Raw genomic sequence first — 14,831 nt, 5'->3', positions numbered from 1 at the left:
ACATCAATGCCGTTTAATTTTTTGCAAACTAGTTAACTAATCCTAGTTTAATTTAGGATTAGTGAATGGTTGTAGTGGAAAATTTGACCATTTTCTAAATTATCATTTAAAAATTATATATATCCAGAAAAAAATAGCAAAATAACCGAACCAACTTAATCCAAAATATATCCTACCTATTTTCATATGATTACTCTTTTGGTACTTTTCTTCTAACAATACATATCTTTTATTATAAAATATATATAGATAGTTAAATAGACAAATAGGTAAAAATAAATAAATAACAAAATTTGCCACTTCGCTATAAGTTTTGTTACTAAAGATATTTAAATTCATAAAATCGGAAAAATGCGGAAAAAAATACTTATTTATTATCATCCAAATACTTGCTATGTTAAACGAAATTGCTGCTGACAAATTTAAAATTACTGTAAAAGGCCATATATTTTTACTATAACTACTGCTTTTTGTAGAGAATATTAAACTAGCTACTATTTTTTCATATATATTTTTCATCAAATATTAATTTTTATTATGTACTAAAATACCATTCGCAAAAAAGTTATTATTGTCTTCAACATCACTTAGATTATAAGTTTGTATGCTTGAATTTGTTACTTCAAAATAAACTATCTTAACTTTTACAAGATTACCATTTGAAATATAAAAACAGGAATCTCCGATTTCGATATTATTTACACTAAAGCCATAATTTTTAAATGTCAATTCAGGACTAAAAGACGACCATTTTTTACTCTCTACAAAATATGGATGGTCAATGGTATTTATATTTTTCACACCATTATCAAATCCTATAGTAATGATTTCGTTTCTAATTGGATTGATTTTTTGTAAAACTTTTTTAGGCTCTAACTTAGTTGTTTTAAAATTATAAGTTAAAACTATATCACCAAATTTAACATCTTGAATTTCTTTTTCAGAACCATCAGACATAGTTATCATAGTACCTTCAGCAAAACATCCGTTTGTACCTGGGTCGCTACGTATATCTTCCATTACATTATTGGATTGACCATAACGGATTGATGAATAAACAGTAGACATTGCACCAATAGTCCAACTTACAGGATTAGGAATATATTTAAGCATACTTCCGATTGCAGTAAGCCCGCCAACAACTTCCACACCTAAATCAACTTTCTCCATAGTTGTCGTACTACCATCTGGTCTATTTGATATTTCATATCCATGGAAAAAAGGAGTTGCGATGGCGGTTGCATTACCAGCTCCTTTAACAAATTCTAAACTACCTGCACCTACTTTTCCTAACACAGCTTTAGTTCTCCATGCTACTTGATTATCTTTTAGTTTATTAAATTCATAAGGATTATCATTAGATTTGAATTGCGAGGCAACAACGGCAGTAGTTCCTTCAGTTGAATAGGTAATAGCTTGATTAGAAGCCGAATTCACCTCGCTTAGAGTACCTGGAGCCAAGTCAGGTGATTCATAATTTTCTCCATTTACAGTGAAATTCCCATTTTCTCCTAATACAACATTATTTCCCAATTTCGTAGTGTATTTATAGCCAGGAGCTCTGTAAACTGCATTACTACCATAATTTTCAGTTGCTGTCTTTTGGTCAGTTACCCTACTATCATTAACCATTTGACCATTAATACTTACCCAATCAAAGGCTCTCATACCATCGGGGTCAACAAAATACATTGGATTATTGTAGGCATAATTATAAGGTGTCCATCTTCTTGACACTTCTGCTTTCGGGTCTATATTCATCCATCTACCTAAAGCAGGGTCATAATTTCTAAAACCAAAGTCGTACATGTTAAGCCCCAACTCGTCTTGGTATTCTTTACCATTGTACTTATACTTGTATGATGGCTCAACTGGATCTATGGGTGCTGGTCGTCTTAATCCAATACTTCCTAATGACCCTTTAGTATATAGCAATCTATCACTATTATAATTAGTATGCTTTAAACCAAAAGGATAATAGTGGTTTTCCTCCATTATTTTGACATTAGAAGTTAATGGATCATAACCATAACTTAATCTAATATTACCTAAATGATCTGTGTAATTAAAAACATAATTATAAGAACCTTCTTCTCCTCTATTTATTGAAGGGGTATAGTTTACATAACCTTCTGCATGAGGAAAAAATTGTAATTGACCATCCTTATATTGAAATCCTCCAGTCAAATAATCCGTTACTACACTTTCAAAACCTATATTATCAACTATGTCTTTCGCTATTTTTTGTCCAGATGCAATGTAAAGATAATTAATTACATTTCCATTTACAAAGTTAATTTTAGTTGGAAGATTTAAATGGTTGTATTTCTTGAAAAAAGAAATATGAAGATTTAAAAACGTCTTTCGCAAACGTTTTAGAAGGGTGTAAATCAAAAAAGCCCTGCATAAATGCAAAGCTTTCCATTGGTCTAACTACTAAACCTTTTGGTACTTTCGTACCTAAACAACACAACTATTTTAAATATTTTAAGAGGGCAAAAAAGCCTTTCTTTTACGAAAGGCTTCCTCTTTACTGGCGGTCTGGACGGGACTCGAACCCGCGACCCCATGCGTGACAGGCATGTATTCTAACCAACTGAACTACCAAACCAGTGCTGTAATGCGAGTGCAAATATACTACGCTTTTTCATTCCTGCAAATATTTTTGCAAAAAAAATTAAACTTTTTTCAGCGTTTTCAGCCAAACTTTTGTTTTTCAACCAAATACGTTAATAAAATTTTTTCAAAATTTTCACCAACAGATACGGGCACATAGCGTATTTGATACTGCATACACGTTTCTTCTATCGTTTTAAAATATTCGTGCACCTCTTTTTGATATATTTCTTGCGTATTTTCAGCAAACAAATTGATTTCTTCTCCTGTTTCTACATCAATAAATTTACGAGGCGCATTATCAAAACTAAAATTTAACTCGGTTTTTTCATCATACACATGAAAAACTACGACTTTATGTTTATTGTGTTTTAAATGCTGAAGTGCTTTGAAGATTTTATCGTTGTCTTTATTTTGGAACATATCCGTAAATAAAATCACCATAGAACGACGGTGAATATTTTCGGCAATTTGATGTAAAAAAGTTACCGTATCTGTTTTTTTGGTTTGATTATGATTTTCCAAAACACCTTCCAGCTTATTTAAAATCATACGATGATGACGGTCGCTTCCTTTTTCTGGCGAATAATATTCATACGTATCTGAATAAACGCTCAATCCAACAGCATCGCGTTGCTTTTTAAGTAAATTCATCAAAACCGCAGAAGCTAATACCGAAAACCCTATTTTACTCTCATAAAATAGTTGATTATCTTTCAATTTCGGATAATGCATCGAAGACGAATTATCTATAATCAAATGACAACGCAGATTGGTTTCCTCTTCGTAGCGTTTGGTATACAATCTATCCGTTTTGGCGTATAATTTCCAATCAATATGCTTCGTACTTTCTCCAGGATTATAAATTTTATGCTCAGCAAATTCCGCTGAAAATCCATGAAACGGTGATTTGTGCATTCCTGAAATAAAGCCTTCCACAATTTGGTTAGCCAAAAGTTCCAAATGCTGAAAACTGGATATTTTTTGTATTTGAGATTCTAAATTCATATTCTCAAAGATAGGAAAAGATTTTAAATTTCAGGCGAAAGGTTTTGGGAGAAGAGTGAAAGGTCTTGGATAAAAAAAGGCCCAACTTTCGTTGAGCCTTTACTTTTTCTTTTTCAAATATTATAGTAATGCGTCAATTGCATCAGTATATGTTTTCTTAGGAGCAACACCCACTTGTCTTCCTACTACTTCTCCGTTTTGGAAAATTAATACTGTTGGGATGTTTCTAACTCCGTATTTTGCTGCAAATTCTTGGTTGGCGTCTACGTCCACTTTTCCTACTACAGCTTTTCCTTCGTACTCACTGTGGATTTCGTCGATAACTGGCCCAACCATTCTACATGGTCCACACCAAGCTGCCCAAAAATCTACTACTACTGGTTTGTCTGATTTTAATACTACCTCATCAAAAGTAGCATCTGTTATTGCTAATGCCATATTTTAAATTTTATTTACTTTATTGAGTAACAAAAATAGCTATTTATTTTGTACTAAACCAAAAACTCAAATCGCTTTTATTTATTTAAGTATATATAAAACTGATTTATAAAGATTTTAACACTGCTAATAATAATTTCCCATCTAAACGCTTTGAATAATTAGGATTGATGTATAAAAACTCAATCTCATTATTTTTATTTAGGACATAAACCGTTGGAACAGGCAAAAAGCCTGGATTCTTACCTTCTGAATATTTATCCAATTTTGGCTTTTCTCTTTTAAAGGCTATCCCTAAAGATTGCGCTAATTTTCCTTCGCTATCAGAATATAATTGATATTTCAATTCTTTTTTGTCTTCGGTCTGTTTTAAAAATGAAGGTGCATCCGGACTAACAGCAACTATTTGATAACCTAAAGCAATTATTTGATTTTCTATTTCTTGCATATCAGCTAGTTGCGAATTACAGTAAGGACACCAACCTCCTCTATAAACAACCAAAACAGTTTTTTTACTTAAAATTTTGCTTGTATTTACCTCTACACCATCACTATCATGTAAGATAATATTGGGTATTTTTTCACCAATTAATAATGGAGAAATGTTTTCTGGAGCATCGGCAATTTGTGCAAAGGAGTTCATTGTTAAACTCAACAAAAGTAATGTTACAATTTTTTTCATAATGCTATTTTTTATAACACAAATTTAGAACCTATTATAAAAACAAAATGTTAGCTAAGTAACAATTAGTTCAATTTAAAATTTACTTGCATTTTTTCTAATTCTTGAAGCAGTTCTGAGGAAATTTTCACTTTCAATTTTCGACTTGGCATAGAAAGCTTTGTTTTTACAATGATTTCTTCTTTTTCTACTGGAACTTCTATATTCATTTCTACCTCTTCACCAGATTCATCAACAACTTCTTCTTCCACATCCATTGGCGTTATTACTGAAACATCTGCTGCTATAGTTTTAATTTTTTCCAATTCCATAACTTCAAAAGTTACTGAATTATCACCCGAATTTGCAGCAAAAAGATTGTTTAATTCAGTAACAAAATTGGAATGCAAATCTTTAATATCTAAATGAATAAATAGTTTCTTAGCGAAAGTTGGCAACACATCGGCTAACATTTTTGCGTCTAAAAACTGAATTCGAGGATCTGATTTTTTACCTGTTTCGCGATTTACCCAACCTTCTTTCACGTTAATCTTAAAATATACAAACTGATTTTGCAACAAGAAATGACGATACTTCAAATATTCTTCGTCAAAAATTCGGAATTCATAACTTTCGTCATAGCCTTCTAATACAAAGGTCGCCCAGCCTTTTCCGTTTTTGGCGGTTCGATGTTGTACATTAGTTACAATTCCTCCAAAAGAAAGGTTTTTACCCAAATGTTGCTCTAAATTTTTAAGCGATTCTAATTTAGCCGTGCAGAAATATTTCATTTCAAACTTGTAATCGTCTAACGGATGTCCCGAAATATAAATTCCAACGACTTCTTTTTCTTTGGCTAATTTTTCCATCGTACTCCAATCTTCACAAGGAGGCACGATTGGTTCAGCAATTTGCACTTCCGACGCATCGCCAAACAAACTTACTTGCGATGAATTTTCGTTTTCTTGAAATTTCGAACCATAACGAATCGCTTTTTCTAAAAACGTAATTCCGTCGCCGTCATGATGAAAATATTGGGCGCGATGTGTTTCTATAAAACCATCAAAACCACCTGCTAATGCTAAGTTTTCGAATGCTTTTTTATTCGCAGCACGTAAATCAATACGTTTGGCTAAATCGAAGATAGATTTATAATTTCCATCTTTTCTATTGTCAACAATGGTTTGAACCGCTCCTGCTCCAACACCTTTAACAGCTCCCATTCCGAAACGAACAGCATAGTTTTCATTTACCGTAAATTTATAGTACGATTCATTCACATCTGGACCCAAAACTGCTAATCCCATTCGTTTACATTCTTCCATAAAAAACGAAACTTGCTTGATATCGTTCATGTTATTAGAAAGTACCGCAGCCATATATTCTGCAGGATAATGCGCTTTTAAATAAGCCGTTTGATAAGCAATCCAAGCATAACAAGTAGAGTGCGATTTGTTAAACGCATAACTTGCAAACGCTTCCCAGTCTTTCCAAATTTTCTCTAAAATAACAGGGTCGTGACCTTTTTCTGCGGCTTGATTGATAAATTGAGGTTTCATTTTATTCAAAACTTCAATTTGTTTTTTACCCATCGCCTTACGCAAAACGTCGGCATCACCTTTTGAAAATCCGGCTAATTTTTGTGACAAAAGCATTACCTGTTCTTGGTAAACTGTAATTCCGTAAGTTTCTGCTAAGTATTCTTCACACGCTTCTAAATCGTATTTGATTTCTTCTTCGCCGTTTTTTCTACGAACGAAAGAAGGAATATATTCCAATGGTCCTGGACGATATAATGCATTCATAGCAATTAAATCGGCAAAAACAGTTGGTTTTAAGTCCTTCATGTATTTTTGCATTCCAGGCGATTCGTATTGGAAAACCCCAACCGTTTCACCTCTTTGGAATAACTCATATGTTTTTTGGTCATCAATTGGAAAATTATCAGGATCTAATTCGATTCCTAAACGATATTTCACCAATTTAACCGTGTCTTTAATTAAGGTAAGAGTTTTTAATCCCAAAAAGTCCATCTTCAACAAACCAGCGCTTTCCGCTACCGAGTTGTCAAATTGCGTAACATATAAATCGGAATCTTTTGCTGTTGTAACTGGAACGAAATTCGTAATATCATCTGGTGTGATGATTACTCCACAAGCATGAATTCCGGTGTTTCGCATGGAACCTTCTAACACTTTTGCTTGCTGAATGGTTTCTCCGGCTAAATCTTCTGAATTAGCAATTCCGATTAATTCTTTTACTTTGTCGAATTCTTCTGAACGTAATGCTTTTTTGACTTCACTTTCATCTTCGGCTAAAAATCGGGCTAAATTCCATTTGGAAGGCATCATTCCTGGAATCAATTTGGCAATTCTGTCAGCTTCAAAAAGCGGTAAATCCAATACACGAGCAGTATCTCGAATAGCCGATTTAGTTGCCATTTTACCATAGGTAATAATTTGCGCTACCTGACTTGCTCCGTATTTATTGATTACATAATCCATAACACGACCACGACCTTCATCATCAAAATCGATATCGATATCAGGCATGGAAACACGGTCGGGATTTAGGAAACGCTCAAAAAGCAAATCGTACTTAATTGGGTCGATATTCGTAATTCCTAAACAATACGCCACAGCAGAACCCGCAGCAGAACCACGACCAGGGCCAACGGAAACATCCATTTTTCTAGCCTCGGCAATGAAATCTTGTACAATTAAGAAATAACCTGGATAACCTGAATTGGAAATCGTGAGCAATTCAAAATCCAAACGTTCTTTTATGTCATCTGTTAATTCTGGATAACGTTTTTCGGCTCCTTTGTAGGTTAAGTGTCTTAAATAATTATTCTCGCCTCTCACACCTCCGTCTTCGACATCTTCTGGAACTTCAAACTCATCAGGAATTTTGAATTTTGGAAGTAATACATCTCTATACAAAGAATACGCTTCCACTTTATCGATAATTTCCTGAATATTGATAATCGCTTCGGGTAAATCCGCAAAAAGTTGCTTCATTTCGTCACCCGATTTGAAATAATATTCCTGATTTGGCAATCCGTACCGATAACCACGTCCGCGACCAATTGGTGTTGCTTGTTTTTCGCCATCTTTTACACACAATAAAATATCGTGCGCATTGGCATCTTCTTTATTAACGTAATAGGTATTGTTTGTCGCAATTAACTTTACATTGTGATTTTTCGCGAAAGCTATTAATGTTTGGTTGACGCGATTTTCGTCTTCTTGCTTATGTCGCATTAATTCCAAATAGAAATCGGAACCAAATTGCTCTTTCCACCAAATTAAAGCTTCTTCGGCTTGACTTTCACCGACATTTAGGATTTTACTCGGAATTTCTCCGTATAAATTCCCGGATAAAACAATGATGTCATCTTTGTATTGCTCAACTACTTTTCTGTCAATACGAGGCACATAATAAAATCCTGCCGTGTATGCGATGGATGACATTTTGGCTAAATTGTGATAGCCTTTTTTATTTTTTGCCAATAAGACTACTTGATAACCGTTGTCTTTCTTGGTCTTATCTTTATGATCGTCACAGATATTGAATTCGCAACCAACTATCGGTTTGATTTCGGTTTCTGTGGGTTCTTCTCCAGCTTCAATTGCGGCTTCAATTTTTGCTTTAGCGACTTTGTTATGATTCATAACAGCACTTACAAAATGGAAAGCGCCCATCATGTTACCCGTATCAGTCATAGCAACCGCTGGCATTTTGAATTTTGCCGAAGCTTTGACTAAATCATTAATCGCAATAGTCGATTGGAGCACCGAAAACTGAGTGTGATTATGTAAGTGTGCAAATGCAGCGTCTTTTAAATCTGATTTTACTTCGTCTGAAATGGTGGTTTGAACTTCCTCTTGTTCGATCTTTTTCAAACGTGCTCTGATTTCGTCAGAAGCTTGTTTTAGATTGATATGTTTTAATCCGATTAATTGGATTTCGCCCAGATTTTTTTCTCGGAAACTTCTGAAATATTCAGGCGTTACATCTAACTCTTCTTTGGTGAAAACTTCTCTTTTGATTAGCTCAAGAAAACAACGTGTTGTAGCTTCCACATCGGCAGTTGCGTTGTGTGCTTCTGCGAAAGGTTGATTGAACAGATATTGATGTAATTCGGTTAACGTTGGTAATTTGAATCTTCCACCTCGACCGCCTGGTAATTTTAATAAGTTGGCAGTGATTTCGGTACAGGTATCCAAAACTGGCATTTTAGTCATATCGGAACCAATATTCATACGATGGAATTCGCATCCCATGATATTAACATCGAATCCAACATTTTGTCCTACGATAAATTTTGTTTTAGAAAGTGCGATGTTGAATTTCTCTAAAACTTCCGATAAGAGAATTCCTTGCTCCATTGCCAATTCAGTAGAAATACCGTGAATTCGTTCTGCATCATACGGAATATTGAAACCTTCGGGCTTTACCAAATAATCTTGATGCTCGATAAGATTTCCCATTTCGTCATGCAACTGCCATGCGATTTGTATACAACGAGGCCAGTTATCTGTATCGGTTATGGGTGCCGACCAACTGCGAGGTAATCCTGTGGTTTCTGTATCGAAAATTAAGTACATCTATCTGATAATTAAGCAAAAGACTAACCTCTCTTGCGCTTTTTGAATAAAAACAAAAATACATTTTAAGTTAGTGAATCCCAATTTAAGTTATCAACAAAAACAAAAAACCACCCGAATTTCTTTGGATGGTTTCGTAAACTATTATAAAAAATATTAGAATGTAGCCAATGGTACTTTATAGAAAACCCCTTCTGAAAAAGTTACTACTTCTCCATCTTCATTAACTACATTAAACTTGAAATTTCCAGTATACTTATCATCTAACGCTTCTGTTATCGTAATTTCTCCATTACTTTGTTGCACATTAACTACTCTAAATCTAGCATTATTATTTCCACCAACAATTGTAATCAAATCACCTGCTCTATAACCAATACCTCTTGATACTAAAGTAATTCCAGTAACCGATCCATTCAGCGTAGTTGTAGCCACTCTTAATCCTGAACCAGAACCTCCAGTAGTTTGAGCACCAGTAGCATTAGCCACATAACCTGTACCAGCATTTTGAACTGCAGACAATTTAAACGCAGGACCGTCATACACTCTTGAATCATAAGATTCTGTTATTTCTGGGCTATTAAAATCATAAGAAGCAAAATCATTTGAATTAGCAGTTCCTAAAACATAAGTACCTACATTAGCGCTACTAGTTTTTAATACAATTGTTTCATATTGAGTATATGCTGTTATAACTAAACCACCATTTTCTCCAATTGATACCTCTGAATAATTAGCTCTCCAAGGCGCATTGTTAAAAGTTGCCTGAAAAGCAGGAGTATTAGTTTGAATATCTTCTTGACAAGAAGTAAATAAAACTGTTGCAACTAATAGATAAAGTATTTTTTTCATTTTAATTTGTCCTTATATTTTATGTAGGTAACAAAAATAACTTATTTATTGAAATAAATACATTTTCAACGAAAAAATATTTTACACAAACTTATACATTTGTATTGCAAAGTTTTATATATTTGCACCCTTAAATAACCGAGGTCGAGAACCTCAAATTAATCACAAGATTATGTCAGTAAAAATTAGATTACAAAGACACGGAAAAAAAGGGAAACCTTTTTATTGGGTTGTTGCAGCAGATGCAAGATCAAAAAGAGATGGTAAATTCTTAGAGAAAATCGGAACTTACAATCCAAACACTAACCCAGCTACTATCGATTTAAATATCGAAAAAGCAGCACAATGGTTACACAATGGTGCTCAGCCAACTGACACTGCAAGAGCAATTTTATCTTACACAGGTGCTTTATTAAAACACCACTTAGATGGAGGAGTTCGCAAAGGTGCTTTAACTCAAGAACAAGCTGATGCTAAATTAGCAACTTGGTTAGATGAGAAAGCTGGTAAAGTTGATGCAAAAAAATCTGGTTTATCTAAAGCAGAGGCTGATGCAAAAGCAAAAGCATTCAAAGCTGAACAAGAAGCAAACGCAAAACGTATTGCTGCTCAAGCTGAAGCTGCGAAAGTAGAAGAAGCTGCAGCAGAAGTAACTGAAGAAGTAGTAGAAGCTGCTGCTGAAGAAACTCCAGCTGTTGAAGAAAACAACGAAGAAACTCAAGCATAATTTTATAGCGATTCCATGCGTAAAGAAGATTGTTTCTATTTAGGTAAAATCGCAAAAAAATTTAGTTTCAAAGGGGAAGTATTGGCATATTTAGATACCGATGAACCCGAATTGTATCAAAATTTGGAATCAGTTTTTGTTGAAATCAACAAAAGTCTGGTTCCATTTTTTATTGAAAGTAGTTCGCTTCACAAAGAAAAATTCCTACGTGTTCGTTTTGAAGACATTCAAACAGAAGAAGAAGCAGACGAAATTATGGGAAGTGAAATCTATCTTCCACTTTCTATGTTACCTAAATTAGAAGGCACTCAGTTTTATTATCACGAAGTAATTGGATTTGATGTAATTGATACCCGTTTAGGAAACATTGGAAAAATTACTGCTATTAATGATAGTGGTGCTCAACCACTTTTTGAAATTGATAAAAACGGAACTGAAATCTTAATTCCGCTTATTGATGACTTTATCATTGCACTTGACAGAGCAAACAAAACCATTACTTTAGAAACTCCTGAAGGATTGGTTGACCTTTATCTTGGATAATTCCAATGACTTTTACATTCAAACAATTTTCCGTTAATCAAGATCGCTGTGCTATGAAAATTGGCACAGATGGTGTTTTACTTGGTGCTTGGACTCCGATAATCAACAATCCGTACAATGTTTTAGATATTGGAGCTGGAACTGGAGTTTTATCTTTGATGTTAGCCCAAAGAAGTAACGCCGAACAAATTGATGCGATTGAAATTGACGAAGATGCTTACGAACAATGCGTAGAAAACTTTGAAACCTCACCTTGGGGTGATAAATTATTCTGTTTTCATGCAGGTTTGGATGAATTTGTAGACGAGCCTGAAGACGAATACGATTTAATTATTTCCAATCCGCCTTTTTACACCGATGATTATAAAACTGATAATACTTCGAGAGATTTAGCACGTTTTGAAGACGCTTTACCTTTTGAAGAATTAATTGAGGCAGCTGCATTATTACTTTCAGATAACGGAATTTTTTCTGTAATTATTCCTTATAAAGAAGAAGAGAGATTTGTTTCTTTATGTAAAGAATTAGATTTATTTCCACTAAAAATTACTCGTGTAAAAGGCACGCCAACATCGGAAATCAAAAGAAGTTTATTAGCTTTTTGCAGAATAGAGCAAACTCCTTTAATTGATGAATTAGTGATTGAAATTTCTAGACATAATTATACTCCGGAATACATAGAATTAACGAAAGATTTCTATTTGAAGATGTAACCCATAGCCTAGATGGTAGCGGCATCCTTTTTGTTTTACGAGCACTTCTTTAATAATGAAATAACGATTTGTTTTTAGAATTCGATAAAACAAAAAGATATAGCGGACAGCTGGATCAAGCTTCTTAAAAAATTATAACACTTGTTCATTGATTTGTTAAAAATCTTTACTTACTTTTGTTACTTTCAAATCAAAAACTATGAGACCAGACTTATTTCAATCTCCAGATTATTATTTATTAGACGAATTATTATCTGACGAACATAAAATGGTACGTGATGCTGCACGTGCTTGGGTAAAAAAAGAAGTATCTCCAATTATTGAAGAATACGCGCAAAGAGCAGAATTTCCTCATCAAATCGTAAAAGGTTTAGGAGAAATTGGTGGATTTGGTCCGTATATTCCAGTGGAATATGGAGGTGCTGGATTAGACCAAATTTCTTACGGATTAATCATGCAAGAAATTGAAAGAGGAGATTCGGGTGTACGTTCGACTTCTTCTGTTCAGTCTTCACTGGTAATGTATCCAATTTGGAAATACGGAAACGAAGAACAAAGAATGAAATATTTACCAAAATTAGCCACTGGAGAATTTATTGGTTGTTTTGGTTTAACTGAGCCAGATTTTGGTTCAAATCCAGGTGGAATGGTGACTAATTTTAAAGATATGGGTGATCATTATCTATTAAATGGTGCTAAAATGTGGATTTCGAATGCGCCGTTTGCTGACATTGCAGTGGTTTGGGCTAAAAACGAAGAAGGAAGAATTCACGGATTAATCGTGGAAAGAGGAATGGAAGGTTTTTCAACTCCTGAAACACACAATAAATGGTCATTAAGAGCTTCTGCAACTGGAGAGCTTATTTTTGACAATGTAAAAGTTCCAAAAGAAAACTTATTACCAAACAAATCTGGATTAGGAGCACCACTTGGCTGTTTAGATTCTGCACGTTATGGAATTGCTTGGGGAGCTATTGGAGCAGCAATGGATTGTTATGATACTGCTTTACGTTATTCAAAAGAGCGTATTCAGTTTGACAAACCAATTGGAGCAACACAATTACAACAAAAGAAATTAGCTGAAATGATTACTGAAATCACAAAAGCACAATTATTAACTTGGAGACTTGGAGTTTTAAGAAACGAAGGAAAAGCTACTACAGCTCAAATTTCGATGGCAAAAAGAAACAATGTTGATATGGCGCTAACAATTGCTCGTGATGCACGTCAAATGTTAGGCGGAATGGGAATTACAGGTGAATATTCTATCATGAGACACATGATGAATTTAGAATCTGTAGTTACTTATGAAGGAACTCACGATATTCACTTGTTAATTACAGGTATGGATGTTACAGGTTTCCCAGCATTCAAGTAATTAAACAATAGATAAAATTGATACAAAATGCTTCTCTTTTTAGGGAAGCATTTTTACATTTGTAGTGTACGGATTCAAAACCAAAAGAGGTTAGAATTTCGTATATAGAAATAAAAATTGCCCTATGAATATTCAAACCATAAACCAATCGATTCAAAGTCAAAAAGAACAATTATTAAATCATTCGTTATACAATAAAGTAAAAACGATTGACGATTTACATTGTTTTTTAGAAAACCACATTTATGCGGTTTGGGATTTTATGTCGCTGCTAAAAGCCTTGCAGAATAAATTAACTTGCACTACTACTCCATGGTTACCAATTGGGAATCCAGAAATTCGTTATTTAATTAACGAGATAGTTGTAGCCGAAGAAACCGATTTAACGTTAGACGGAACGCGACAAAGTCATTTTGAAATGTATTTAGATGCGATGACCCAATGTGATGCTTCAACAACTCAAATCAATGCTTTTTTGAAGAATGTAGAAGAAACCAAAAACATTTTTGTATCCATAAAACAAAGCGATTTACATCCGAATGTGAAAGCGTTTTTAGATTTTACTTTCCGTGTGATTGAACAAGGAAAACCACATGAAATTGCAGCTGCCTTTACTTTTGGAAGAGAAGATTTAATTCCGAATATGTTTACTGAAATCTTGAGAAACTTTCAGCAAAACTTCCCTGAAACCGATTTATCAAAACTAATTTATTATTTCGAAAGACATATTGAATTAGACGCCGATGAGCACGGACCAATGGCAATGCAAATGATTGCAGAACTTTGTGGTGATTCAGAACAAAAATGGAAAGAAGTAGAAGAAGTTTCGGTTTTAGCTTTAGAAAAGAGAATCGAGCTTTGGAATGCAATTGAAGAGCAAGTAGAGCATAAACACGAATTGGTATAAAATGAAAAGCGAGAATTACTTCTCGCTTTTTTTATTGTTCTGGTGCTATTTCAATTTCCAATCCTTCTAAATCTTCAGTGAGTGGAATTTGACAACCTAATCGTGAATTATCCTTTACGTGATAGGCTTCCCAAAGCATTGCTTCTTCATCTGGATTCCGATCTAATGAGATTACATCATTTAAAATATAACACTGACAAGAAGCGCACATCGCCATTCCGCCACAAACTCCCACGGTTCCTTCTTCGGCTAATTCATAAGAACGAATTAACTCCATAATGTTCATGTTCATGTCGGTTGGGGCTAACACTTCGTGTCGTACTCCGTTTCTGTCGGTTATAAAAATGGTTACGTCTTGTGGCATTTTTAGTTTCAGGT

The 14,831-nt window shown here is 34.1% G+C and carries 12 protein-coding genes and 1 tRNA gene; 5 read left to right on the top strand and 8 right to left on the bottom strand.

Features of this window, described 5'->3' with window-relative positions:
* Positions 1–525: 525 nt before the first annotated feature.
* The 7 genes from GFJ94_RS09250 to GFJ94_RS09220 all read right to left on the bottom strand — a co-directional run bounded on the left by GFJ94_RS09250 (position 526) and on the right by GFJ94_RS09220 (position 10,185).
* The gene (locus tag GFJ94_RS09250) at positions 526–2,370 is read right to left on the bottom strand and encodes an RHS repeat-associated core domain-containing protein (protein WP_238989454.1); all 1,845 of its coding nucleotides are present in this window, start codon (positions 2,368–2,370) and stop codon (positions 526–528) included.
* 164 nt (positions 2,371–2,534) lie between these two features.
* Positions 2,535–2,611: transfer RNA gene (locus GFJ94_RS09245), tRNA-Asp, on the bottom strand.
* Positions 2,612–2,697: 86 nt separating this feature from the next.
* Complete coding sequence (locus GFJ94_RS09240; protein WP_153201257.1) at positions 2,698–3,624, bottom strand: DUF58 domain-containing protein; 927 nt, start codon at positions 3,622–3,624, stop codon at positions 2,698–2,700.
* A 120-nt stretch (positions 3,625–3,744) separates the two neighbouring features.
* The gene (gene trxA / locus GFJ94_RS09235) at positions 3,745–4,062 is read right to left on the bottom strand and encodes a thioredoxin (RefSeq protein ID WP_133608539.1); all 318 of its coding nucleotides are present in this window, start codon (positions 4,060–4,062) and stop codon (positions 3,745–3,747) included.
* 106 nt (positions 4,063–4,168) lie between these two features.
* On the bottom strand, positions 4,169–4,744 hold the full coding sequence (locus GFJ94_RS09230; RefSeq protein ID WP_153201256.1) for a peroxiredoxin-like family protein: 576 nt from the start codon (positions 4,742–4,744) through the stop codon (positions 4,169–4,171).
* Positions 4,745–4,809: 65 nt separating this feature from the next.
* Positions 4,810–9,333: a DNA polymerase III subunit alpha gene (dnaE, locus tag GFJ94_RS09225; protein ID WP_153201255.1), complete on the bottom strand. Its 4,524-nt coding sequence runs from the start codon at positions 9,331–9,333 to the stop codon at positions 4,810–4,812.
* Positions 9,334–9,489: 156 nt separating this feature from the next.
* Positions 9,490–10,185 (bottom strand): DUF6252 family protein, encoded by a 696-nt coding sequence (locus GFJ94_RS09220; RefSeq protein WP_153201254.1) that lies wholly within the window; start codon positions 10,183–10,185, stop codon positions 9,490–9,492.
* Between the two features lie 172 nt (positions 10,186–10,357).
* On the opposite strand from GFJ94_RS09220, the gene GFJ94_RS09215 reads away from it, so the two are divergent.
* The 5 genes from GFJ94_RS09215 (at position 10,358) to GFJ94_RS09195 (ending at position 14,453) form a co-directional block, all read left to right on the top strand.
* Positions 10,358–10,912 carry a 30S ribosomal protein S16 gene (locus GFJ94_RS09215; RefSeq protein WP_153201253.1) on the top strand — a complete coding sequence of 185 codons (555 nt, stop codon included), beginning with the start codon at positions 10,358–10,360 and terminating at the stop codon, positions 10,910–10,912.
* A 15-nt stretch (positions 10,913–10,927) separates the two neighbouring features.
* Positions 10,928–11,455: a ribosome maturation factor RimM gene (gene rimM, locus GFJ94_RS09210; protein ID WP_153201252.1), complete on the top strand. Its 528-nt coding sequence runs from the start codon at positions 10,928–10,930 to the stop codon at positions 11,453–11,455.
* Positions 11,456–11,508: 53 nt separating this feature from the next.
* Complete coding sequence (locus GFJ94_RS09205; RefSeq protein ID WP_153201251.1) at positions 11,509–12,168, top strand: tRNA1(Val) (adenine(37)-N6)-methyltransferase; 660 nt, start codon at positions 11,509–11,511, stop codon at positions 12,166–12,168.
* A 199-nt stretch (positions 12,169–12,367) separates the two neighbouring features.
* Entirely contained in the window at positions 12,368–13,546 is a 1,179-nt protein-coding gene (locus GFJ94_RS09200) for an acyl-CoA dehydrogenase family protein (protein ID WP_133608551.1), read from the top strand.
* A 124-nt stretch (positions 13,547–13,670) separates the two neighbouring features.
* Complete coding sequence (locus GFJ94_RS09195) at positions 13,671–14,453, top strand: DUF3050 domain-containing protein (RefSeq protein ID WP_153201250.1); 783 nt, start codon at positions 13,671–13,673, stop codon at positions 14,451–14,453.
* 31 nt (positions 14,454–14,484) lie between these two features.
* Here the strand turns inward: GFJ94_RS09195 and GFJ94_RS09190 are convergent, their stop codons facing one another.
* A complete protein-coding gene (locus tag GFJ94_RS09190) occupies positions 14,485–14,817 on the bottom strand; it encodes a 2Fe-2S iron-sulfur cluster-binding protein (protein ID WP_153201249.1) in 333 nt (110 codons plus the stop codon).
* Between the last annotated feature and the right edge of the window lie 14 nt (positions 14,818–14,831).

The sequence above is a fragment of the Flavobacterium sp. LMO8 genome, assembly GCF_009495755.1.
GTDB lineage: Bacteria > Bacteroidota > Bacteroidia > Flavobacteriales > Flavobacteriaceae > Flavobacterium.
The sequence above is the reverse complement of the archived record's forward strand: the minus strand, read 5'-3'. Positions and strand labels throughout refer to the sequence as shown.

Bases quoted from the DNA above. Each gene is read 5' to 3' on its own strand.
- GFJ94_RS09240 (WP_153201257.1), bottom strand. From the start codon at position 3,624: ATGAATTTAGAATCTCAAATACAAAAAATATCCAGTTTTCAGCATTTG.
- trxA (WP_133608539.1), bottom strand. From the start codon at position 4,062: ATGGCATTAGCAATAACAGATGCTACTTTTGATGAGGTAGTATTAAAA.
- GFJ94_RS09230 (WP_153201256.1), bottom strand. From the start codon at position 4,744: ATGAAAAAAATTGTAACATTACTTTTGTTGAGTTTAACAATGAACTCC.
- dnaE (WP_153201255.1), bottom strand. From the start codon at position 9,333: ATGTACTTAATTTTCGATACAGAAACCACAGGATTACCTCGCAGTTGG.
- GFJ94_RS09220 (WP_153201254.1), bottom strand. From the start codon at position 10,185: ATGAAAAAAATACTTTATCTATTAGTTGCAACAGTTTTATTTACTTCT.
- GFJ94_RS09215 (WP_153201253.1), top strand. From the start codon at position 10,358: ATGTCAGTAAAAATTAGATTACAAAGACACGGAAAAAAAGGGAAACCT.
- rimM (WP_153201252.1), top strand. From the start codon at position 10,928: ATGCGTAAAGAAGATTGTTTCTATTTAGGTAAAATCGCAAAAAAATTT.
- GFJ94_RS09205 (WP_153201251.1), top strand. From the start codon at position 11,509: ATGAAAATTGGCACAGATGGTGTTTTACTTGGTGCTTGGACTCCGATA.
- GFJ94_RS09200 (WP_133608551.1), top strand. From the start codon at position 12,368: ATGAGACCAGACTTATTTCAATCTCCAGATTATTATTTATTAGACGAA.
- GFJ94_RS09195 (WP_153201250.1), top strand. From the start codon at position 13,671: ATGAATATTCAAACCATAAACCAATCGATTCAAAGTCAAAAAGAACAA.
- GFJ94_RS09190 (WP_153201249.1), bottom strand. From the start codon at position 14,817: ATGCCACAAGACGTAACCATTTTTATAACCGACAGAAACGGAGTACGA.